Genomic DNA, 20,690 nt, shown 5'->3' on the forward strand with positions numbered 1-20,690 from the left:
CACGGACATGATCACACGCAGGAACCTCATGGCAACCGCCGGCGCGCTGGGCGCCACGCATCTGTTGCCCGCCATCGGCCAGCCGGCCGACTTCCCCAGCCGACCCGTCAAGCTGCTGGTGCCCTTCTCCGCCGGCGGCAGCCCGGACCTGCTGGCGCGGGTGATCGGCATGCAGGCCGGCAAGCAGATGAATCAAGGGCTGGTGGTGGACAACCGGCTCGGTGCCAACGGCATCGTGGCCGCGGAAGCCGTGGCCCGCGCCGCGCCCGATGGCTACACGCTGCTGGTGACCACCGGCTCGCAGGCGATCAACCCCAGCATCTACAAGACTCTGCCCTACGACACGGTGGCGGACTTCGCGCCCGTCGGCCTGTTCACGATCGCGCCGGCGCTCACGCTGGTCGTGCATCCGGAGTCACCGGTCAAGACCTTCGCGGCTTTCCTGGAGCTCGCACGCAAGCCCGATGGCGACGTGTCCTTCGGATCGCCGGGCACCGGCAACACGCTGCACCTGGCCGGCGAGCTGCTCAACGCCCTGGCCGGCACGCGCATGCTGCATGTGCCCTACAAGGGCGCGGCGCCGGCGCTCAATGCGGTCATGGCCAAGGAGGTCACGGCCTGCTTCCTGAGCACCACGGCCGCGGTGCTCGCGATCAAGGGCGGCCAGGTGCGGCCGCTGGCCGTCACCAGCGCCAGGCGCATTTCGGCCTTCCCGGAGGTCCCGACCATGGCCGAGAGTGGCGTGCCTGCCATGGACTACAACGGCGGCTGGGTGGGCGTGTTCGCGCCGGCCAAGACCCCGCTGTCCGTGGTGCAGAAACTCTCGACCGAGTTCAACCGCGCCATGCAGGTGCCCGAGGTCAGGGAAAAGATGGTGGCCTGGGACAACCCGCCAGCCAGTTCCACGCCGGACGAATTCGGCCGCTTCTTCCGCCAGGAGATGGAGAAGTACGCACGCATCGTCAAGCTGGCGAACATCCCCAAGCAATGAAACGCACACGAGGCATTCCGGCATGAGCACGATCGACACCCGCACGACGGTGGAACAGGGCCTGGTGTTCGAGCGCGACGTCGCGCTCGCCATGGCCGACGGCACGCTGCTGCGCGCCAACGTCTTCCGGCCCGAGGCGCCGGGCCGCTATCCGGTCGTGATGGCCATGGGCGCCTACGGCAAGGACGTGCACTTCGAGGACGCCTTCCATCCGCAGTGGCAGGTGCTCAAGCGCATCTACCCCGGGCTGGACAGCGAAGGCTCCACCGGCCGCTACCTGCGCTGGGAGGTGGTCGACCCCGAGCGCTGGGTGCCCGATGGCTTCGTCGTCATCCAGGTCGACGCGCGCGGCACCGGCCGTTCCGAGGGCTACCTCGATCCCTTCTCGCCGGTGGAGACGCGCGATTTTTACGAATGGATCGAGTGGGCCGGCACCCAGCCCTGGAGCAACGGGAAGGTCGGCCTGATCGGCGTCTCGTACCTGGCCATCAAGCAATGGCAGGTCGCGGCGTTGCGCCCGCCGCACCTCGCGGCCATCGTGCCGTGGGAAGGCTCGAGCGAGTTCTACCGCGACGGCGGCCACCACGGCGGCATCCTGAGCAACAGCTTCACCTTCGAGTGGTGGCCGCGCCAGGTGCTGTCGAACCAGTACGGCAGCGGCGAGAGCACGCACCGCGACCGCCTGACCGGCGAGCGCACCACGGGCCCGGCCTTCTCGCCCGCCATGCTCGAAGGCAGCCGGGCCGACCACCCGAACGACCGCCTGACGCATGCGCTCGACGACGCCTGGAACCGCGCCCGCGCCGCGAACCTGGCGGCGATCGAGGTGCCGCTGCTGTCGGCCGCCAACTGGGGCGGCGCGGGCATGCACCTGCGCGGCAACTTCGAAGGCTTCCTGCGCGCGGGCTCGGCGCGCAAATGGCTGTTCGCGCACATCGGCACCCATTACGAGAGCTTCTACCTGCCGCGCTACGTGGCGATCCAGAAGCGCTTCTTCAACCATTTCCTGCGCGGCGAGGACAACGGCTGGGAGCGCGAAGCGCCGGTGCAGTTGGCCATCCGCCAGGTCGACGGCACGGCCACGCTGCGCCAGGAGAACGAGTGGCCCCTGGCGCGCACGCAGTGGACGCCGCTGTACCTCGACGCCGCGCAGGCCGGCCTCGACAGCGCGGTGCCGGCCGCGCCCGCGCAGCGCGGGTTCGGGGCCCTGCAGGAGAGCCTGAGCTTCACCACCGCGCCCTTCGAGCAGGAGACCGAATTCACCGGGCCGGTCACGCTGCGGCTCTGGATCAGCTCGAGCACGCGCGATGCGGACATCTTCGCGGTGCTGCGCGTGCTCGACCCCGAGGGGAACGAAGTGAACTTCATCGGCGCGCACGAACGCGTGCCGATGGCCCAGGGTTGGCTGCGCGCCTCGCATCGCAAGACCGACCCGTCGCGCGCCATCGGCTGGCGTCCCTGGCACACGCACGACGAGGTGCAGGCGCTCGAAGCCGGCGCGGTCTACGCCCTCGAGGTCGAGATCTGGCCGACCTCGATGGTCTTTCCGAAGGGCTGGCGCCTGTCGCTGACCGTGCAGGGGCACGACTTCATCGTCACGCCGCCGGGCCGCATGCGCCACGACCATCCGGTCGACCGGCCGCCGGAAGCGTTCGGCGGCGTCACCACGATCCACACGGGCGGCGCCCATGCCAGCCACCTCGTGATGCCGCTGATCCCGCGCCGCTGAAACAGAGGATGCAGCACACCTGGGCGGTGTCCGCTGTCCGGCGACACCGAGAGCAGCGGCTGCAAGGCCGCGCGCCCTCGACGTGCCCGCCAAACGACCCTCGATCACGGAGCGGACGGCTGGCGCCCCGCTGCGCCGCAGGGCGTCAGCTGCCCTCCCCCCATGCACCTTGCTCAGGCGTAGTCGGTCGACGGCTTCTCCCACAGGTTCACGCCGCCCTCCACCGCATGCCGCTCGATCTCGGCCAGCTCCTCGGCGCTGAAGCCCGGCTGGCGCAGCGCGGCCACGTTGTCGACGATCTGCTCGGGCCGGCTGGCGCCGATCAGCGCCGAGCTCACGCGCGGGTCGCGCAGGGTCCAGGCCAGCGCGAGCTGCGCCAGGCTCTGGCCACGTCGCTGCGCGATGGCATCGAGTGCACGCGCACGCGCCAGGTTGGCCTCGGACAAATGCTCGGGCCGCAGCGAGGTGCCGCCGGGCCGGTTCACGCGCGCATCGGCCGGGATGCCCTTCAGGTAGCGGTCGGTCAGCAGCCCCTGGGCCAGCGGCGTGAAGGCGATCACGCCCGCACCCAGGTCCTCGGTCGCGCTCAGCAGGTCTTTCTCGATCCAGCGGTTGAACAGGTTGTAGGCCGGCTGGTGGATCAACAGCGGCACCTGGCGTGCGCGCAGCAGCGCCGCGATCTCGCGCGTCTTGCCGGCCGAGTAGGAGGAGATGCCGATGTACAGCGCCTTGCCCTGCCGCACGGCCTGGGCCAGCGCGTCGGCGGTTTCCTCCAGCGGGGTGTCGGGGTCGAAGCGGTGCGAATAGAAGATGTCGACATGGTCCAGGCCCAGGCGCTGCAGGCTCTGGTCGAGGCTGGCCAGCACGTGCTTGCGCGAGCCGCCGCCCTTGCCGTAGGGACCGGGCCACATGTCCCAGCCGGCCTTGGTCGAGATGATCAGCTCGTCGCGGTGGGCCGCGAAGTCCTCACGCAGCAGCCGGCCGAAGTTGCGCTCGGCGCTGCCGTAGGGCGGGCCGTAGTTGTTGGCCAGGTCGAAGTGGTTGATGCCCAGGTCGAAGGCGGTGCGCAGCAGCTGGCGCTGCTGTTCGATGGGTGTGCTGTCGCCGAAGTTGTGCCAGAGGCCCAGCGAGATGGCGGGCAGCACGAGGCCGCTGCGGCCGACCCTGCGGTACGGCAGGGTCTCGTAGCGTTGGGGAGATGCGAGGTAGGTCATGGAAGCAGAAGACGGAAAAGAGTCAGGCGAAATGGCAGGCCACCCATTGGACACCGGCCGGGCGCAGCACCGGCGCCTCGGCGCGGCAGCGCTCGGTGGCCTCGGGGCAGCGCGGATGGAAACGGCAGCCCGCGGGCGGCTGCAGCGGATCGGGCAGGTCGCCCTGGAGCACCGTGCGCGCCCGGTGCACGGCACCCGGCCGCGCGCGCGGAATGGCCGACATGAGCGCACGCGTGTAGGGGTGCAGCGGCCGGTGCCAGACGGCATCGCCAGGCCCCTGCTCGACCACCTGGCCCGCGTACATCACGCCGATGCGGTCGGACATGTGGCGCACCACCGACAGGTCGTGCGAGATGAACAGATAGGACACGCCGAACTCCTCGCGCAGGCCCAGCAGCAGGTTCAGCACCTGCGCGCGCACCGACACGTCGAGCGCCGACACGGCCTCGTCGCAGACGATCAGTTCCGGGCGCAGCATCAGCGCCCGCGCGATGCCGATGCGCTGGCGCTGCCCGCCCGAGAACTCGTGCGGATAACGCACCGCCATCTCGGGCCGCAGGCCGACGCGCGCCAGCGCCCAGGCCACCTGCTCGCGCCGCTCGGCCGCGCTGCCGCGCTCTTGCACCACCAGCGGTTCCTCCAGCGCACGGCCCACGTTGACGCGCGGGTTGAGCGAGGCATACGGGTCCTGGAACACCATCTGCAGGCGCGCGCGCATCGACTGCAGCGCCTTGCCTTCGCGCTTCGTGATGTCCTCGCCATCGAATTCGATCCGCCCCGCCGACAGCGGCGTGAGGCGCATGGCGACGCGGGCCACGGTCGACTTGCCGCAGCCGCTCTCGCCGACCAGGCCCAGCGTCTCGCCGCGGCCGACCTCGAGGTCGACGCCGTCGAGGGCGTGCACCGTGCCGGCCTGCGTGGGGTAGTGCTTGACGGCCCGCTGCAGCTTCAGGAGGGGGATGCTCATGCCACCGCCCTCCACAGCTCGCGCGGTGCCGCCGGGTACGCGAGCGGCAGGAAGCAGGCCACGCGATGCGCGGCGCCCTGCCCTGTCGCATCCAGCGATGGCCGGGCGGCCGTGCAAGCGGCGCGCGCCTGTGCGCAGCGCGGTGCGAAGGCGCAGCCGGCCGGCATGTCGAGCAGCGAGGGCACGGTGCCCGCGATCTCGGGCAGCCGGCTGCCCGGCACCAGCTCGCCCAGCGCCATCGAGGCCAGCAGCCCCGCGGTGTAGGGGTGCGCGGGCGCATCGAAGAGCTGGGCGACTGTGCCCTGCTCCACCACGCGGCCGGCATACATCACGGCCGCGCGGTCGGCCACCTCGGCCACCACGCCCAGGTCGTGCGTGATCAGCAGCAGGCCCATGCCGCGCTCGGCCTGCAGTTCCTGCAGCAGTTCGAGGATCTGCGCCTGGGTGGTCACGTCGAGCGCGGTGGTGGGCTCGTCGGCGATCAGCAGTTCGGGTTCGCAGGCCAGCGCGATCGCGATCACCACGCGCTGGCGCATGCCGCCCGAAAGCTGGTGCGGGAAGTCGTCGGCGCGCCGGCGCGCCATCGGAATGCCCACGCGGTCGAGCAATTGCACGGCCTGCGACCACGCGGCCTGGCGGTCGACCGGCCGGTGCAGCCGGATCGCCTCGGCGATCTGGCTGCCGATGCTCAGCACCGGGTTGAGCGCCGACAGCGGCTCCTGGAAGATCATCGAGATCCGGTTGCCGCGCAGCGCGCGGATGCCGGCCTCGGGCAAGGTCACGAGGTCGGTGCCGTCGAACAGGATGCGGCCGCCCGCGATGCGGCCCTGGGTGCGCGGGATCAGCCGCAGGATCGAATAGGCGGTCACGGACTTGCCGCTGCCGCTCTCGCCCACCAGCGCCACGGTCTCGCCGCGATCGACGCTCAAGGTCACGCCGTCGACGGCCTTCACCACGCCGGCGCGGGTGTCGAACCAGGTCTGGAGGTCTTGGATTTCAAGCAGGGCCATGGGTCTACCTCCGTCGCAGGTGCGGGTTCATGGCGTCGTTGAGGCCTTCGCCCAGCAGGTTGAAGGCCAGCACCGTGACCACGATGGCCAGGCCCGGCAGGCCGCAGATGTACCAGGCGTCAGTGACCTGCTCGCGGCCGCTGCCGATGATCGTGCCCCAGCTCATCACGTTGGGGTCGCCCAGGCCGAGGAAGGCCAGCGCCGCCTCGGTCTGGATCGCATGCGCCACCGCCAGGGTCGACACCACCACCACCGGCGGCAGCGCGTTGGGCAGGATCTGCGTGAGGATCAGCCGCGCGTGGCTCATGCCCGCGGTGCGGCCGGCCAGCACGAACTCGCGCTCGCGCAGTTGCAGGAACTGCGAGCGCACCAGCCGCGCCGTGGGCGGCCACGAGACGATGCCGATCGCGAACACCACGGTTGCCACCGAGGGCTTGAACAGCGCCACCAGCACCACCGCCAGCACGAAGCTGGGCACGGTCTGGAACACCTCGATCACGCGCAGCAGCACCGCATCGACGCGGCCGCGGTAGTAGCCGGCCAGGGCGCCGACCGTGATGCCCACGCAGGCCGAGATCACGGTGCTCACCAGGCCGATCAGCAGCGACACGCCCGCGCCCGAGACCAGTCCGGTCGCGAGGTCGCGGCCCATGAAGTCGGTGCCCAGCGGATGGGCCGCGTCCTCGCCGGGCCACAGCATGGGCGAGCCCGCCATCTCCCAGGGATCGCCCGGGAACCACCAGCGGCCCAGCGTGGCCGCGGCGACCACGAGCAGCATCAGCACCAGCCCGACCAGCGCGGGCCGGTTGCGCGCCACTTCGCGCGCGAAGCCGAGCGCGCGTTCGCGCCGGCCGCCGTCGTAGCGCACGGCCTGCACCGGCGCAGTGACCACCAAGGCCGGCTTCATGCGTGGGCTCCGGCGGTCGAGAGCTGCACGCGCGGGTCGAGCCAGGCGTAGAGCACGTCGACGAGGATGTTGATCAGCGTGACCAGGATCGAGCTCAGCAGCAGGATGCCCAGCAGCAGGTTGAAGTCGCGCGCCAGGATGGCCTCGAAGGCCAGCCGCCCGAGCCCGGGCCAGCTGAACACCGACTCGACCAGCACCGCGCCGCTCAGCAGCGAGGCGATCTGGAAACCCAGCATCGTGACCAGCGGCAGCAGCGCGTTGCGCAGCGTGTGGACGATGGTGATGCGCGTCTCGCCCGCGCCCTTGGCGCGCGCGGTGCGGATGAAGTCGGCGCCGTAGAGCTCCAGCATCGAGGAGCGCACCAGCTTGGCATAGACCGCCATGTAGAAGGTCGCGAGCGTGACCGAAGGCAGGATCGCGTGGCGCGCCACGTCGAGCACCCAGGCCAGCCCCGTGTGGCTGGCGCTGATGTCCACCATGCCGCCCGAAGGCAGCCAGCCGAGCCGGGCCGAGAACAGCACGATCGCCATCAGGCCCAGCCAGAAGGTCGGCATCGCGTAGGCGGCCAGCACGAACAGCGAAGCGAGGTTGTCGACCCAGGTGTGGACCCGCAGCGCCGACAGCACGCCCAGCGTGACGCCCAGCACCAGCGCGATCGCGATGGCCGCGACCATCAGCAGCAGCGTGGCCGGCAGCCGGTCGATCACCAGGTCGAACACCGGCATGTTCTGGCGGAAGGAGAAGCCCAGGTCCAGCGTGACGATGTTCCAGAGGTAGTGGCCCAGCTGCAGGTACAGCGGCTGGTCGAGCCCGAAGCTCGCGCGCAGCTGCGCCATGTACTCGGGCGTGGCGGCCCCGGCCTCGCCCGCCATCACGTCCACCACGTCGCCCGGGGCGACCTGCAGGATCATGAAGTTGAGCAGCGCGATGCCGAACACCACGGGCAGCACCTGCAGCAGCCGCTTCTTCAGGAAGCCCCAGAGCGGGGACGCGAGGCGCAGGCTCATTTCTTGGCTTCGAGCCAGGCGTCGCCGTAGGAAGCGAACAGGCCGTCGCCCTGCAGCACCTGCTTGTGCAGGCGCGCGGTGGCGACCGTGACCCAGGTCTGCTCGACCAGGTCGAGCACCGGCAGGTCTTCCTGCACGATCTGCTGCCACTGCTTGATCAGTGCCTTGCGCTTGCCCACGTCGGCCTCGCCGCCCGCGGCTTCCATGATGCGGTCGAGTTCGGGGTTGGAGTAACCCGAACCGTTGGTCCAGGGCGAACCCTTGACGATGTTCTTGGTCCAGAACAGGCGCTGCACGCCCAGCGTCGGGTCGGGCAGCCGGTGCAGGCTGGAGATCATCAGGTCGTAGTCCTGGTCGTTGAAGATGCGGCGCAGGTAGGTGGCGGTGTCGCCCGCGCGCAGTTCCACGTCGACGCCCACGCGCGCCAGCGACTGCTTGATGAACTCGGCCGGGCGCGAGGCCGTCACGCCGCCGCCGGCATCGAAGTCCAGCGTGATCTTCAGGCGCTTGCCGTCCTTGCCCGGCTTCAGGCCGGCCTCGTCGAGCAGCGCGGCCGCCTTCTTGAGGTCGAAGGGGTACTGGCGCGTTTCCGGTGCGTAGTAGTTGACGACCGACGAGGGCACGGGCCCGGTGGCCGGCTTGCCGTAGCCCAGGAACACCACCTTGAGCAGCGCGTTGCGGTCGATCGCGTGCGCGAAGGCCTGGCGCACCCGCTTGTCCGACAGCGCGGGCCGGCGCACGTTGAACTGCGTGAGGAAGATGGTCGCGAGGTAGCGGCCGTCGTCGAGGTTGATCGTGTACTTCGTCTTGTCGCTGAACTTGTTGAGGTTGGACAGCGGGATGCTCGAGCCCAGCGCGACGTCGAGCTCGCCGGCTTCCAGCGCCACGGTGCGCGCCGCCGCATCCGGGATGAACTTGAACACCACGCCGTCGAGGTAGGGCTGCGGCTCGCCGCCCGCACCGCGCCCCCAGTAGTTCGGGTTGCGCTCGAGCCGCACATGGCTGCCCTTGACCCATTCCTTGAACACGAAGGGGCCGGTGCCCACCGGCGCGTTGTTCACCGGGTTCTTGAGCACGTCGGTGCCCTCGTAGAGGTGCTTGGGCAGCACCTGCGCGCCGTAGGTGTTGATGTAGTTGAGCAGGTAGGGCGCGGGCGAGGACAGGCGCACGATCACGGTGTGCGGGTCGGGCGTGTCGACGGCGGTCACATTGGCGAAGGCCGCGCGGCCGAAGGGGTGCAGGGGCTTCCAGACTTCCAGCAGCGTGTACTTCACGTCGGCCGCGGAGAAGTCCTTGCCGTCGTGCCACTTCACGCCCTTGCGCAGGTGGAAGGTCACGGTCAGGCCGTCGGGCGCGACCTCCCAGGAGGTGGCCAGCTCGGGCACCGGCTGCAGCTTGAGGTCGTAGCTCACCAGGCCTTCGAGCACCTTGCTCGACACCTGGCCGATGTTCATGGTGGTGATGAAGGCCGAGGTCAGCAAGGTGGGCTCGGGCGACACCGCCACGTTGAGGATGCCGCCGCGCACCGGCTTCGTGCCGACCGTCTGCGCGAAGGCCGAAGGCACGGCCAGGCTGCCGGCCACGAGGAGTGCGCCCAGCGCGGTGCCGGTGTGGATGAAATGGCGTCGGTTGGAATGCATGGGATCGATCGAGGAAGAAGGGGAAAGGGATCAGTCGGCCGAAGCCAGGTACGCGTCGGCCAGCGAGGCATAGAGGCCGTCGCCCTGCGAGCGCGCCTTGCGGTAGCGGGTGCTTGAGACGGTGGTCCAGTCGAGCTCGATCAGGTCGAGGATCGGCACCTCTTCCTGCACGATGGCCTGCCACTGGTCGATCAGCGCACGGCGCTTGGCCGGGTCGAGTTCGACCGCGGCCGCCTCCATCACGCGGTCGAGCTCGGGGTTGGCGTAGCCGGAGCCGTTGCTCCACGGCACGCCCTTGGCGATGTTCTTGCTCCAGTACCAGCGCTGCACGCCCAGGCTCGGGTCCGGCAGGTTGTGCAGGCTGGTGAGGAACAGGTCGTAGTCGCCGTCGGTGAACACGCGCCGCAGGTACACGCCCGCGTCGGACGACCGCAGCTCCAGGTCGATGCCCACGCGGCCGTAGGCCTGCTTCATGAACTCGCCGGTGCGCGTGGCCTCGAGCGAGCCGCTGCCGTAGTCGAGCGTGAGCTTGAGGCGCTTGCCATCGGCCTTGCGCGTCAGCCCGGCCGCGTCGAGCAGCGCCTCGGCCTGCTTCGGGTCGTGCGGGTACTGGCGCCCCTTGGCGCTGTGGAAGGCCGGCACGGTCGACGGGATCGAACTGGTGGCGACCTTGCCGTAGCCCCGGTACACCACGCGCAGCAGCGCCTCGCGGTCGAGCGCATACATCAGCGCCTGGCGCACGCGCTTGTCGGCCAGCGCGGGCTTGCGCACGTTGACCGCGGCCAGCTGGATCGACGCGAGGTAGGCGCCGTCGGTGGTGTTGATGCGGTACTTCTTCTTGTCGGCGAACTGGTTGAGGTTGGACACCGGGATGTTCGACGCCAGCGCCACATGCACCTCGCCCGAGGCCAGCGCGACCGAACGCGCCGCGGCATCGGGGATGAACTTGAACACCACCCCGTCGAGGTAGGGCAGGCCCGCGCGCCAGTAGTCGGGGTTGCGCTCGAGCGCGATGTGGCTGCCGCGCACCCATTCCTTGAAGCGGAAGGGGCCGGTGCCGATCGGCGCCACGTTGGCCGGGTTCTTGAGCAGGTCGGTGCCCTCGTAGAGGTGCTTGGGCACCACCTGCGCGCCGTAGGTGTTGAGGAAGCTCAGCAGGTAGGGCGTGGGCCGCGACAGCCGCAGGATCGCGGTGTGCGGATCGGGCGTGTCCACGGCCTGCACCGAGGCATAGGCCAGCCGGCCGCCCGGATGGATCTTCTGCCAGATGTTGAGCAGCGAGAAGGCCACGTCGGCCGAAGTGAAGTCATGGCCGTCGTGCCATTTCACGCCGCGGCGCAGGCGCAGCGTGAGCGACAGGCCGTCGGGCGCGAAGGCCCACGACTCGGCCAGCTCGGGCTGCGGCTGCAGCTTGTCGTCGAACCAGACCAGGCCCTCGCTGATCTTGCCCGCGATCATCGTGACCTGCATGGTCGTGAGGAAGGCCGCCGAGAGGATCGAGGGCTCGGGGGCCAGCGAGATCACCAGCGTGCCGCCGCGCTGGGCGCCGTTGGCGGCCGGCTGCTGCGCATCGCTTGCGCCCAGCCAGGGCAAGGTGGCCGTGGCCATGCCGCCTTGCAGCAGCAGGCGTCGGTTCAATGAGGAAGCCATGGGTCGAAATCTCCGGGGAAGGACTGAGTGCCGGGTGCGAAGCCCACGGGAACAGCGAACGAGGAAAGCACGGGAGGTTAGGGGCCGCACGCGCCGCGCCCAAGCGAGAAAAACGAGGATCGATATGCGCGCCGCCCTGCATATGCAAGCGTGGAAATCTTCCTTCGCCACGCATGGACCGCGCTCTTAGAGTGCCTTCGCGGCCCGCCCACGCGCCGGTCTTCACTGCTCTCTTTCACGCGCCTCAGTCGCCCTGCCCCGCCGGAGTTCCCATGCCTTCCTTCCCCTCACGCGGCCGCGCCCGCCTCGGCTTCGCCCTGCTCTCCCTCTTGCTCGCCGGCGCCGCCCAGGCCGCGGACCTGCGCATCGGCTTCATGCCCGGCCCCTACCGCGACGCCTTCGCCAAGGGCATCGAGCCGCTGCTCCAGCAGCAGGGCTACAGCGTCAAGTACGTGGAGTTCAGCCAGGGCGTGCAGCCCAACGATGCGGTCGAGCGCGGCCAGATCGACGCCAACATCTTCCAGCACACGCTCTACCTCAACGCGACCAACCAGCAGCAGGGCTTCAACCTCGTGCCCATCGTCCACGTGCCCACGCCGCCCATGGGCCTGTACTCGCAGCGCTACAAGACGCTGGCCGCGGTGCCCGACGGCGCCACCGTCACGCTGCCGGCCGACCCGGTGAATGCGGCGCGCGCACTCAACATCCTCGCGGGCCTGGGCTGGGTGCTGCTCAAGGCCGGCGTGAGCCCGCTGAACGTGTCCGAGCGCGACATCGCGGCCAACCCCAAGCGCCTGCGCCTGGTGCCGCTGGATTCGGCCCAGGCGCCGCGCGCGCTGGCCGACACCGACCTGGCGGCCATCCAGGGCAACTTCGCGGTTGCCAACGGCCTCAAGCTCACCGAGGCGCTCAAGCTGGAAGACATGACGCTGCCCTATGTCAACGTGGTGGCGGTCAAGCGCGGCAACGAGAACAGCGCCTATGCCAAGGACATCGTGCGCGCCTACCAGTCGGCCGAGTTCCAGAAGGTCTTCCAGGCCAACCCGGTCTGGGCCGGCTACCGGCTGCCTGACTACTTCGGCAAGTGACGCGCGATGGGCCGTTTCGATCCCGATCTCTCCGACCCGCTGCGCGCGGCCCTGCATGCGGATGCCATCGCGCGCGACAAGGCCGGCGAGGTCGCGCTCGAAGTGACGAACGAGATCTTCGAAGTGCTGGGTGCTGACGCCTCGACGCGGTCTCTGGCCTCGACCGCTTCTGGCGCAACGCGCGCATCCACACGCTGCACAACCCGGCCGAGTACAAGACGCGCAACGTGGGGCGCTGGTTCGTGTCCGGGCTGCCACCGGAGCCCGGCACTTTTCAGTGATCGGGCTCGAGCGAGGTCCGCAGCGCGTCGACGAAGCGCTGCGGCTGGTCGAGCATCACGAAATGGAAGCTGTCGTCGATGCGCGTGAAGCGGGCCTTCGCCAGCCCCGCATAGGCACCGCGAAAGCGTGCGTCGACAGCCGCCGCGGGCACGCCGTAGAGCGGGTCCCAGGCATAGATGACCTGGACCGGCACGCGGATGCGCTCCAGCTCGGATCGCAGGTCGGTGGTCATGAGTTCGTAGCTCGCGTTGGCCACCGTCGTGCGGTCCGAGCGCAGGGCCGCCTCCACCACCGCCGCGCGCGCGGACGGCGTCTTGACCAGTCGCGCCACCGACGCGGCCTGCAGCGCGTCGGCCTGCGCCTTGGGCGCCGACAGCAGGTTGTCCCTGAACACGGCCGCATCGGGCGTCGACGTCGCCACGGTGGCGGCCGGGTCGAACAGCAGGCTGAAGAAGGGCAAGGCATCGACCACCACCAGCCCGCCGACGGCCTCGGGATGGCGCGCCGCGAGCATCAGCGCGACCTCCCCGCCCAGCGAATGGCCCACGACGATGGGCGCCTTCAGTTGATGCTGCGCGATGTACCGCGCGATGGCTTCGGCCACGGGCGCCGCGACCTCGCCCGCGGCGTTGGCGCCGGCGGCGGTGCCGGCAAAGCCCGCGACCTGCACCCGATGCAGCCGATGCGTCTGCCGCAGGCTCGCCGACGCTTGATCCCAGACATCCTTCGAGGACGCGAGCCCGGGGATCAGGATGAGGTCGGGCCCCTGCCCTTCGGTCCGCACCGAGATCCTGTCGGCGATCCGGACAGCGGCCGCGGGCTCAACGGCCGGTGGTGCGGCCACGGCCGGAAGTGCGGTGGCAAGGAGGGCGCTGGCGACCCATGCGGCGGCGAGGAATGGAGGCATGAGGAATGACGGGGTGGTGACCGCCTATCGCGGTCGGAAAGAAGGGAGAGGCGGCAGGAATTCTCCGATGGATTCAAACGCCGCGTCGCACGGATCAAAGCCATGGCTGGCTGTGTCGTCAGCCTTTCGCCCCCCCGAAGCCGCGCGTCAGAACACGCTCAGGGCGCTGGCCATCCGGGCATGCGCGTCGGTGTCGACGATCGCATTGTGCGCGACCACCACCCTCGAGAAAGGCCAGCGCAGCACGCGCTCGGCGCTCCGGGCGGCGGCTGCACGATCGCGCACCAGCGCCCGCACGGTCAGCGGGACGGCCAGGCTGCGGCGAACGCCCGTCAGGGCGGCGTAGGCCCTGGTCGACCACGGAAGCGCTCCCTGCATCCATTGAACCAGGTCCGTGACGATGAGCGTGGCCGACGGCCGATGGAACCAGACCGATTCGCTGCCCGCCGGAATCCCCTCGAACGCAAGGTGCTCGAGGTCGGGCTGCCAATCGGCCACACCCTCGGCGGGTAGATCGCGGAGCGCCCCGAGTGCCGGGCACTTCCTGTGAAGCCCGGCCGGGCCGTAGACCTCGGCGCCGGGGAAGGCCGCGGCGAACGGGGCCAGAAAAAGATGGTGCATCCGGTTGGGGGCCACGATGAAGCTCACGCGGCCCAGCTCGGCCAGCTGCCGTCGCAGGCCGTCGTTCAAGGGGACCGGCGAGTGGACCAGCAGCTTTTCCTCGGGCAAACGCACGACGGTCATGCGCGTGGTGATGGGGAGGCCGTTGGCGGAGAACGCGTGGACCGCGTGCCAGATGTTCGTGTCGATGAGCTGAAGCATGCCCGGATGTTGTCGAAGCGCGCTGTCGGCGTATTGAACGATTGCGACATCCGGGCCGCCGGGCCGCTCGCCTAGACTCGGTGGATGGCTGTGGAGCGTCCGCCCCTTTCCGATGCGATCTCTCGACTGTGGCTGCCGAGCCTGGCACTCACGGGCTGCATGCGCGGTGTGATGGCGCGGGATGCCAGGGCCGTGGCGCTCGGGCCCGGGCAACGGTTCAATCACTATCCGGCAACGCCGATGTGCACCCTCAACTGGTGGTTCGGTGGGGCGGTGGACATGCTTGCGCCCGGGTCGCCTGCTTCGCTGGACAGCCCACGCTCACCCGTCCCTTCGCCCGTCGCCTTTGGCGGCCCGTTCACACGCCCTTCGATCACCTGGAGTTCGGGTGCGGCGCACGGAATGATGCTGCTCCTGCTTCCCGATGCCGTCCATCACCTGACAGGGATCGAGCCCGGGAACTGGATCGATCGGATGGTCGATGTCGGCGATGTCCTCCCGGCGGATTGGGTGGCGATGTGTGCCTCGGTGGCGGCGGCGCCGGACGACGATCGACGCGTGCGCCTCATCGAGGACTTTCTCGATCCAAGATGGCAGGCGGCTCGGCCGAAGCGGGTGCTGGCGCTGCATCGCTACACCGACTGGGCCGACGGACTCGCGCTGCATGCGGCCACCTCGAGGACCGGCCGGAGCCTGCGCCAGGTTGAGCGCAGGATCCGGCTCTGGGCCGGGCAACCCTTGCGCGAGCTGAGGGGCTTCGGCCGCGCCGAACGGGCCTTCTTCGAGGCCATGGAATCTGAGGATGGCCAACGTCCGCCGTGGTCGGGGCTGGCCACCGACGCCGGCTACTCGGATCAGTCCCATCTGTGCAGGGTGTCGCGACGCATCACCGGCTGTACCCCGGCCTAGCTTCTGGACCGGATCGCGCACGACGAAGGGTTCTGGGCCTACCGGATCTGGCAATGACCGTCGTCGGCCGGCTGTAGCCGGTCGGTTGCCACCCGTGTGCCCGCAATTGGCATGCTTCGATGCCCCGCCTCCCGGGCCTCGGCACGGACGGGCCCTGCGCTCACGACGCGTCCGCTGGCGGCCGCAGCGCCTGCTTCGCGCCGTTCGGCGCATAGGCCAGCGCGTCCACCACCCTGCCGCCCAGCAGGTGCTCGCTGACGATCCGGTCGACCCCGGCCTCATCGATGCCGCCGTAGTACGTGCCCTCCGGAAACACCTGCACCACCGGCGCGAGGTTGCAGGGGCCGAGGCAGCTGGTCCGCGCGCTCATCGTGCCCTCGCCAGCCGTTCGCAGGTTGAGCCGCTTCTGTTCGTTGCGCAGATGGCCCCAGACCAGCGCCGCGCCCGCGTTGTTGCAGGGACCGCCCTGGCAGACCAGCACCCGATACTTCTGTGTGGGGATCAGCGAGCCGACCGTGGGCAGCGCCGAGGCCGGCGTGGGCGCCGGATCGCTCGACATGGACGCCGCCATGTCGCGCAGCAGCGCGTCCATGCCCGCCAGCGCGGCGGGCGGCTCGCCGACCTGTACGCTCGGCCAGCGGCGCTGCGGGTGCTCGGCCTGCCAGCGATGCACCGCGCGATCGATCCAGACCCTGAAGCCGGGTTCCATCGGCAGCAGCAGCGGCAGGATGAAGACGGCGTCGAAGCCTTCGTCGGCCAGCGCCGTCAGGGTCTCGCGCAGCGAGGGCGTGCCCTGCTCGCTGAAGGCGAAGGCGACATGGCCGGCGTGCTCCATCGCCTGCAGCCGGCGGACGAGATCTTCCATCTCGCGCGTGGCCGCGCCGGTGATGGACGACTTGGCCAGCAGCACGGTGGCGCGGCGCGATGCACTGTTCGAAGGTTCAGGAAGCGGCATGGAGGTTTTCACGGGCGGATTCTATGCAGCCATCGCTGCACCGCCGCCGGCAAAAGTCCCAGCACTACGCGTGCAGCCACCGCGCATGCAGCCAGCGCGCCAGGTGGTCGAGCAGGTAGCCCAGCGCACCGATCAGCAGGATCGCGGCCATGAGTTCCGAATACGCCAGCCGGTCGCGCGTGTCGAGGATGAAGTAGCCCAGGCCGGCCGACACGCCCAGCATCTCGGCCGGCACCAGCACGATCCAGATGATGCCGATGGACAGGCGCACACCCGTCAGGATCTGCGCCGTGATGCCGGGCAGGATCACGTGCAGCACCGTCTCGCGCCGCGTGGCCGAGAGGCTGCGCGCGAGCAGCAGCCAGTTGGCGTCGAGTTGCGCCACGCCGGCCGCGGTGCTCAGCAGGATCGGCCAGACCGCGGCGAAGGCGAGCAGGAAATACACCGGCGCATCGCCCACGCCCAGCACCATCACCGCGATCGGCATCCACGACAGCGGCGAGATCATGCGCAGGAACTGGAACACCGGCGTGCTGGCCTGGGCGAAGCCGCGCGACAGGCCGGTGAGCACGCCCAGCGGCACGCCCAGCACGAAGGCCAGCAGCAGCCCGACGCCCACGCGCTGCAGGCTCAGCAGCGTGTGGTGCCAGATGTCGGCGCCCACGAGCAGGTGGGCCAGCGCCTGGAGCGAAGGCCAGGGTGCAAAAGCCGCGGCCACCGGTGTGCGCGCCAGCAGCAGCTGGCTGCCCAGCCACCAGAGGCCCAGGGCCAGCACGATGCCGGTCAGCGGCAGCAGGATGCGGCGCAGCACGGTCAGGCGGCGATGGTCTCGCGGCGCGCATAGTCGGCCGGCACGCCGAACACCTGCGGGCCGCCGACGCTGTCGATGGCCTTGCGCACGAAGCGCGTGTCGACCAGGTCGCCGGCGACGAACTTCGGGTCGAGCGCATCGAGGAAGGCGGTGTCGCCCTCGACCTTGGTGGCCTTGATCGCGCGCACCAGCTGCTCGGTGTACGAAGCGTAGGGATAGGGCTGGAAGTCGATGCGCCGCTGCGCCCAGCCCTTGTGCTGCACCACGCCGCTCTTCTCGTAGTCGACGTAGTCGGTGGCGGCCAGCACCTTGGCCAGCGTCTGCGGCGGATGCGGCGTGTAGCGGCGCTCGCCCGCGTTCGACAGCAGCTGCGCGGTCTCGAGGCGGTTGTCGCGGGTCCAGAGCTGCGCCTTGACCAGCGCGCTGGTCACGCGCTGCGCCCACTCGGGCTTCTCGGCCACGTCGCGCTCGGCCAGGAAGGTCACGCAGCAGGCATGGTCGCGCCACACGTCGCCCGAGAAGCGCAGCACCTTGCCCACGCCCGCGATCTCGGCCGCGGCGTTGAAGGGCTCGGCCACGATGAAGCCGGCGATCGACTTGCCCGCCAGCGCCGACACCATCTCGGCCGGCGCCAGCACCACCAGGTTGACTTCCTTGGGGCCGATCGCCGCGCCGCGCGCGCGCGTGACCGCGCTCAGGCCTTCCTTGCGCAGCACGTCCTGCAGCAGGATGTTGTGGATCGAATACCAGAACGGGATCGCCACGGTGCGCCCGCCGAGGTCGGCCACCTTGCCGATCTCGGGCAGCACCGTGAGCGCCGAGCCGTTGATGTGGTTCCAGGCCACGATCTTGGCCGGGAACTTCGCGCCGTAGCGCACCCACAGCGTGGCCGGCGTGAGCAGGTGCACCACGTTGACCTGGCCCGCGACGAAGGCCTCGACGATCTGCGCCCAGGAGCGGAACAGGCGCGGCGCCTCGGCCTTGAGCCCTTCCTTCTCGAACAGGCCGCGGCCGTGCGCCACCAGCAGCGGGGTGGCGTCGGTGATCGGCAGGTAGCCGATCTTCACCGGCTGGTCGTCGCCCTTGAAGGCCTGGGCGCGCGCATCGCCCGCGCTGAGGAAGGGGGCCGCCACGGCCGCCCCGGTCAGGGCCGACAGGCGCAGCATGTCGCGCCGCGTGAGGCCGCAGTCGCAGGCCGACGAGGCACAGACATGCAGCGGGCGTTCGGTGCGGGAGGAGGAGCGATCGTTCATGCGCGGGGTCCTTCGGAAGAAAGGGGATCGGAATGGCAAGCGGATGTGGCGCTCATGCGGGCACCCCGCCGGTGGCCTGCAGCGCGCCGAGGATCTCGAGGCGCAGCGCCAGCACGGCCGAGGGATCGGCCGCGCCGCGGTCGACACGCCATTCGCGCACGATGCGGCCGGGCTTGCCGCCCATCAGCAGGATGCGGTCGCCCACGCGCAGGGCCTCGTCGATGTCGTGCGTCACCAGCAGCGCGGCCGTGTGCCAGCGGTGCACCAGCGCGACCAGCAGGTCCTGCATGCCCGCGCGGGTGAACGCGTCCAGGGCGGAGAAAGGCTCGTCGGCCAACAGCAGCTGCGGCTCGCGGGCCAGCGCCCGCGCGAGCGCCACGCGCTGCGCCATGCCGCCCGAGAGCTGCGCGGGATAGCGGCGCCCCTGGCCCGCCAGGCCCACGGCCTCGAGCGCCTCGGCCACGCGCTGCGCCAGCCCGGTCTTCGACTGCGCGGGCTGGCGCGCGAAGTCCAGGCCGAAGCCCACGTTGCGCGCGGCATCGAGCCAGGGCAGCAGGCTGGGCTGCTGGAACACCAGCGCCGCGCGCGGGTGCGGTGCGGTCAGCGGCACGCCGAGGAAGCGCACCTCGCCGCGCGCATGCGTGTGGTGGCCGGTTTCCAGTTGCGCGAGGACGCGCAGCAAGGTCGACTTGCCGCAGCCGCTGCCGCCCAGCAGGCAGACGATCTCGCGCGGCGCGACCTGCAGCGAGATGCCGTCGAACACCGGTGGCGCATCGCCATAGCCGAAGCACAGGTCGCGCGCCTCGAGCACGGGGCCGCCGGCGGCGGCGGCCTCGGGGGCTGTCGGAACCCCGCTCATGCGGCCGAAGCGGCCCGGAGCCTGGCGTCGTGCTTGAGCAGCTCGCCCCTCAGCTGCGTCACGCTGGGCGTCACGATCGGAATGAAGGCGGCCTCGCGCCAGTGGCGCGCGAAGCTGGAGACCTGGTCACGGTGGTAGGCCCGCCCGCCGCTGGCCTGCAGCTCGAGCTGCACCGCCTGCTGCACGATCTCCGACAGCGCGAGCCGCAGCCTGAACAGCTCGACCGGGTGCGTGAGGAAGCGCCGGCTCAGCAGGCCGGCATGCAAGGCCGCGGTCGCCTCGCTCAGGGCCTGGCGTTGTGCTTCGATGGGTGCTTCGAGCACCTCGCGCCCTGCCCCGCTGCGCTGCGTCGCGGCCTCGAGCGCGGCCCGCGCCAGGCCGATCGACATGCCGCACTGCAGGCCCAGGAAGGCCGGCCGCGCCTGCGGCAGGAACTGCTTGCCGTCGACGTGCAGCAGGTCGCTTTCGTCGATCGCCAAGCCCTCGATGCGCAGCGATGCGGTGTTGCTGCCGCGCAGTGCGATCAGGTCGAGGTCGGGGCTGCGCGCGAGGCCCGCGCGGTCCGACGGCAGCGCCACGATCAGCGGCGCGCCGCCGTCTTCGCGCCCCACCGCCACGGCGGTCACGAAGTTGTTCGATCTCAGGTTGGTGCACCAGGGCACGCTGCCCTCGAGCACCCAGCCCGCGCCATCGGTGCGCGCCCTGGCGCGGATGGCCAGCGCCTCGATGCCGCCGAGGAACTTCATCGCGTTCGACAGGCCGGTCGCGCCGGCCTGCGTGCCGTCGAGCAACGAGGGCAGCCAGCGCTCGCGCAGTGCCACATTGGGCGACTGCAGCAGGTACGCGATGAAGGCACGTTGGCCCCAGAAGCTGAAGGCCGCGGCCAGCGACTGCTCGGCCACGCCGGCGATCGCCTCGACCGCATCGCCGAGGTCGCCCTCGCCGCCGAACTCCTGCGGCACACCGATCCGGAACAGGCCCGCGGCCGCGAGCCGCGGTATCACCTGCGCGGCCTGCGTGCCGTCGGCATCGAGCGATTCCGCATGCGCGGCCAGCCAGTCGCGCACGGACTCAAGCTGCACGGGCGCGCCCCGTCTCGGCTTGCAGCTTCTCGGGCAGGTAGGGCTGCAGCTGCGGGTTGACCGGGCTGCGCGCCAGGCTGTTGGCGAAGTTGCACAGCGTGGCCAGGCTCACGCCCAGCACGGTGTCGAGCGCCTGCGCCTCGGAGTAGCCGGCGGCGCGGAAGGCGGTGAGCGCATCGTCGTCGACGTTGCCACGCGTGGCGATCACCGCTTCGGCGAACACGCGCAGCGCGTCGAGCCGCGCATCGCCCGTGGCCTCGCCGTTCTGCAGCGCGATCACCGCGCCGGTGCCGAGCTTGGCCTGCTTGAGCGCCGCGGCCGTGTGGCCGGCCACGCAGAAGTCGCAGCCGTGCAGCCGGGCGGCGGTGATCTGCACCACTTCGCGTTCGGCCAGCGTGAGCGAGCCGCGCGCGTTGATCTGCGCCACCGTGAGGTAGGTCTCGAGGGCCGAGGGCGCGTTCGCCAGGATGCCGATGAGGTTGGGCAGGAAGCCGTTGTTGGCGACGGCGCGCGCCACGAAGGCTTGGCTGCCCTCGGGTGCCGAGGCCTCGGTGTGCAGGGTCAGGCGGGTCATGAACGTTGTCTCCTCGGGCTTGTTTCCGAAAAA

The 20,690-nt window shown here is 70.4% G+C and carries 19 protein-coding genes; 4 read left to right on the forward strand and 15 right to left on the reverse strand.

The window, feature by feature from the left end; translation table 11 throughout:
- The first annotated feature begins 7 nt into the window (after positions 1 to 7).
- On the forward strand, positions 8 to 991 hold the full coding sequence (locus tag A9977_RS27230; protein WP_183027908.1) for a tripartite tricarboxylate transporter substrate binding protein: 984 nt from the start codon (positions 8 to 10) through the stop codon (positions 989 to 991).
- Between the two features lie 22 nt (positions 992 to 1,013).
- Positions 1,014 to 2,720 carry a CocE/NonD family hydrolase gene (locus A9977_RS27235; protein WP_259652162.1) on the forward strand — a complete coding sequence of 569 codons (1,707 nt, stop codon included), beginning with the start codon at positions 1,014 to 1,016 and terminating at the stop codon, positions 2,718 to 2,720.
- Between the two features lie 173 nt (positions 2,721 to 2,893).
- Here A9977_RS27235 and mgrA read toward each other — a convergent pair whose 3' ends face one another.
- From mgrA to A9977_RS27270, 7 genes are read right to left on the reverse strand one after another with little or no spacing between them, the layout of a single operon-like run.
- Entirely contained in the window at positions 2,894 to 3,934 is a 1,041-nt protein-coding gene (gene mgrA, locus A9977_RS27240) for an L-glyceraldehyde 3-phosphate reductase (RefSeq protein ID WP_183027909.1), read from the reverse strand.
- Positions 3,935 to 3,956: 22 nt separating this feature from the next.
- On the reverse strand, positions 3,957 to 4,901 hold the full coding sequence (locus A9977_RS27245) for an ABC transporter ATP-binding protein (RefSeq protein WP_183027910.1): 945 nt from the start codon (positions 4,899 to 4,901) through the stop codon (positions 3,957 to 3,959).
- Complete coding sequence (locus A9977_RS27250) at positions 4,898 to 5,911, reverse strand: ABC transporter ATP-binding protein (RefSeq protein ID WP_183027911.1); 1,014 nt, start codon at positions 5,909 to 5,911, stop codon at positions 4,898 to 4,900. The genes A9977_RS27245 and A9977_RS27250 overlap by 4 nt, the downstream gene beginning before the upstream one ends.
- A gap of 4 nt (positions 5,912 to 5,915) precedes the next feature.
- Positions 5,916 to 6,818 carry an ABC transporter permease gene (locus A9977_RS27255; RefSeq protein WP_183027912.1) on the reverse strand — a complete coding sequence of 301 codons (903 nt, stop codon included), beginning with the start codon at positions 6,816 to 6,818 and terminating at the stop codon, positions 5,916 to 5,918.
- Positions 6,815 to 7,825: an ABC transporter permease gene (locus tag A9977_RS27260; RefSeq protein WP_183027913.1), complete on the reverse strand. Its 1,011-nt coding sequence runs from the start codon at positions 7,823 to 7,825 to the stop codon at positions 6,815 to 6,817. Before A9977_RS27260 ends, A9977_RS27255 begins: the two co-directional genes overlap by 4 nt.
- A complete protein-coding gene (locus tag A9977_RS27265; protein WP_183027914.1) occupies positions 7,822 to 9,465 on the reverse strand; it encodes an ABC transporter substrate-binding protein in 1,644 nt (547 codons plus the stop codon). The genes A9977_RS27260 and A9977_RS27265 overlap by 4 nt, the downstream gene beginning before the upstream one ends.
- Positions 9,466 to 9,495: 30 nt before the next feature.
- Positions 9,496 to 11,115: an ABC transporter substrate-binding protein gene (locus A9977_RS27270; protein WP_183027915.1), complete on the reverse strand. Its 1,620-nt coding sequence runs from the start codon at positions 11,113 to 11,115 to the stop codon at positions 9,496 to 9,498.
- 272 nt (positions 11,116 to 11,387) lie between these two features.
- Between A9977_RS27270 and A9977_RS27275 the strand changes: the two genes are divergently transcribed.
- A complete protein-coding gene (locus A9977_RS27275) occupies positions 11,388 to 12,203 on the forward strand; it encodes a MetQ/NlpA family ABC transporter substrate-binding protein (RefSeq protein ID WP_183027916.1) in 816 nt (271 codons plus the stop codon).
- Positions 12,204 to 12,477: 274 nt separating this feature from the next.
- On the opposite strand, the gene A9977_RS27280 is transcribed toward A9977_RS27275, so the two are convergent.
- Both A9977_RS27280 and A9977_RS27285 read right to left on the reverse strand, forming a co-directional pair.
- Entirely contained in the window at positions 12,478 to 13,392 is a 915-nt protein-coding gene (locus A9977_RS27280; RefSeq protein ID WP_183027917.1) for an alpha/beta hydrolase, read from the reverse strand.
- A gap of 147 nt (positions 13,393 to 13,539) precedes the next feature.
- Positions 13,540 to 14,214, reverse strand: coding sequence for a DUF4336 domain-containing protein (locus A9977_RS27285; protein WP_183027918.1), 675 nt, complete (start codon positions 14,212 to 14,214; stop codon positions 13,540 to 13,542).
- A gap of 402 nt (positions 14,215 to 14,616) precedes the next feature.
- On the opposite strand from A9977_RS27285, the gene A9977_RS34475 reads away from it, so the two are divergent.
- Positions 14,617 to 15,123 carry a hypothetical protein gene (locus A9977_RS34475; protein ID WP_259652163.1) on the forward strand — a complete coding sequence of 169 codons (507 nt, stop codon included), beginning with the start codon at positions 14,617 to 14,619 and terminating at the stop codon, positions 15,121 to 15,123.
- Between the two features lie 160 nt (positions 15,124 to 15,283).
- Here the strand turns inward: A9977_RS34475 and A9977_RS27295 are convergent, their stop codons facing one another.
- The 6 genes from A9977_RS27295 to A9977_RS27320 form a co-directional block, all read right to left on the reverse strand.
- Positions 15,284 to 16,078, reverse strand: coding sequence for a CbiX/SirB N-terminal domain-containing protein (locus A9977_RS27295; protein ID WP_183027920.1), 795 nt, complete (start codon positions 16,076 to 16,078; stop codon positions 15,284 to 15,286).
- A 64-nt stretch (positions 16,079 to 16,142) separates the two neighbouring features.
- On the reverse strand, positions 16,143 to 16,889 hold the full coding sequence (locus A9977_RS27300; RefSeq protein WP_310936202.1) for an ABC transporter permease: 747 nt from the start codon (positions 16,887 to 16,889) through the stop codon (positions 16,143 to 16,145).
- Positions 16,890 to 16,891: 2 nt separating this feature from the next.
- Positions 16,892 to 18,142 carry an ABC transporter substrate-binding protein gene (locus tag A9977_RS27305; RefSeq protein WP_183027921.1) on the reverse strand — a complete coding sequence of 417 codons (1,251 nt, stop codon included), beginning with the start codon at positions 18,140 to 18,142 and terminating at the stop codon, positions 16,892 to 16,894.
- A gap of 52 nt (positions 18,143 to 18,194) precedes the next feature.
- Entirely contained in the window at positions 18,195 to 19,001 is an 807-nt protein-coding gene (locus tag A9977_RS27310) for an ABC transporter ATP-binding protein (protein WP_183027922.1), read from the reverse strand.
- Complete coding sequence (locus tag A9977_RS27315) at positions 18,998 to 20,083, reverse strand: acyl-CoA dehydrogenase family protein (protein WP_183027923.1); 1,086 nt, start codon at positions 20,081 to 20,083, stop codon at positions 18,998 to 19,000. The genes A9977_RS27310 and A9977_RS27315 overlap by 4 nt, the downstream gene beginning before the upstream one ends.
- The gene (locus A9977_RS27320) at positions 20,073 to 20,657 is read right to left on the reverse strand and encodes a carboxymuconolactone decarboxylase family protein (protein ID WP_183027924.1); all 585 of its coding nucleotides are present in this window, start codon (positions 20,655 to 20,657) and stop codon (positions 20,073 to 20,075) included. The genes A9977_RS27315 and A9977_RS27320 overlap by 11 nt, the downstream gene beginning before the upstream one ends.
- Positions 20,658 to 20,690: the final 33 nt, after the last annotated feature.

The sequence above is a fragment of the Variovorax sp. UMC13 genome, from assembly GCF_014170375.1.
In the GTDB taxonomy this organism is placed as follows: domain Bacteria; phylum Pseudomonadota; class Gammaproteobacteria; order Burkholderiales; family Burkholderiaceae_C; genus Variovorax.

Bases quoted from the DNA above. Each gene is read 5' to 3' on its own strand.
- mgrA (WP_183027909.1), bottom strand. From the start codon at position 3,934: ATGACCTACCTCGCATCTCCCCAACGCTACGAGACCCTGCCGTACCGC.
- A9977_RS27235 (WP_259652162.1), top strand. From the start codon at position 1,014: ATGAGCACGATCGACACCCGCACGACGGTGGAACAGGGCCTGGTGTTC.
- A9977_RS27270 (WP_183027915.1), bottom strand. From the start codon at position 11,115: ATGGCTTCCTCATTGAACCGACGCCTGCTGCTGCAAGGCGGCATGGCC.
- A9977_RS27280 (WP_183027917.1), bottom strand. From the start codon at position 13,392: ATGCCTCCATTCCTCGCCGCCGCATGGGTCGCCAGCGCCCTCCTTGCC.
- A9977_RS27310 (WP_183027922.1), bottom strand. From the start codon at position 19,001: ATGAGCGGGGTTCCGACAGCCCCCGAGGCCGCCGCCGCCGGCGGCCCC.
- A9977_RS27230 (WP_183027908.1), top strand. From the start codon at position 8: ATGATCACACGCAGGAACCTCATGGCAACCGCCGGCGCGCTGGGCGCC.
- A9977_RS27295 (WP_183027920.1), bottom strand. From the start codon at position 16,078: ATGCCGCTTCCTGAACCTTCGAACAGTGCATCGCGCCGCGCCACCGTG.
- A9977_RS27245 (WP_183027910.1), bottom strand. From the start codon at position 4,901: ATGAGCATCCCCCTCCTGAAGCTGCAGCGGGCCGTCAAGCACTACCCC.
- A9977_RS27260 (WP_183027913.1), bottom strand. From the start codon at position 7,825: ATGAGCCTGCGCCTCGCGTCCCCGCTCTGGGGCTTCCTGAAGAAGCGG.
- A9977_RS27265 (WP_183027914.1), bottom strand. From the start codon at position 9,465: ATGCATTCCAACCGACGCCATTTCATCCACACCGGCACCGCGCTGGGC.
- A9977_RS27320 (WP_183027924.1), bottom strand. From the start codon at position 20,657: ATGACCCGCCTGACCCTGCACACCGAGGCCTCGGCACCCGAGGGCAGC.
- A9977_RS27250 (WP_183027911.1), bottom strand. From the start codon at position 5,911: ATGGCCCTGCTTGAAATCCAAGACCTCCAGACCTGGTTCGACACCCGC.
- A9977_RS27285 (WP_183027918.1), bottom strand. From the start codon at position 14,214: ATGCTTCAGCTCATCGACACGAACATCTGGCACGCGGTCCACGCGTTC.
- A9977_RS34475 (WP_259652163.1), top strand. From the start codon at position 14,617: ATGATGCTGCTCCTGCTTCCCGATGCCGTCCATCACCTGACAGGGATC.
- A9977_RS27275 (WP_183027916.1), top strand. From the start codon at position 11,388: ATGCCTTCCTTCCCCTCACGCGGCCGCGCCCGCCTCGGCTTCGCCCTG.
- A9977_RS27255 (WP_183027912.1), bottom strand. From the start codon at position 6,818: ATGAAGCCGGCCTTGGTGGTCACTGCGCCGGTGCAGGCCGTGCGCTAC.
- A9977_RS27305 (WP_183027921.1), bottom strand. From the start codon at position 18,142: ATGAACGATCGCTCCTCCTCCCGCACCGAACGCCCGCTGCATGTCTGT.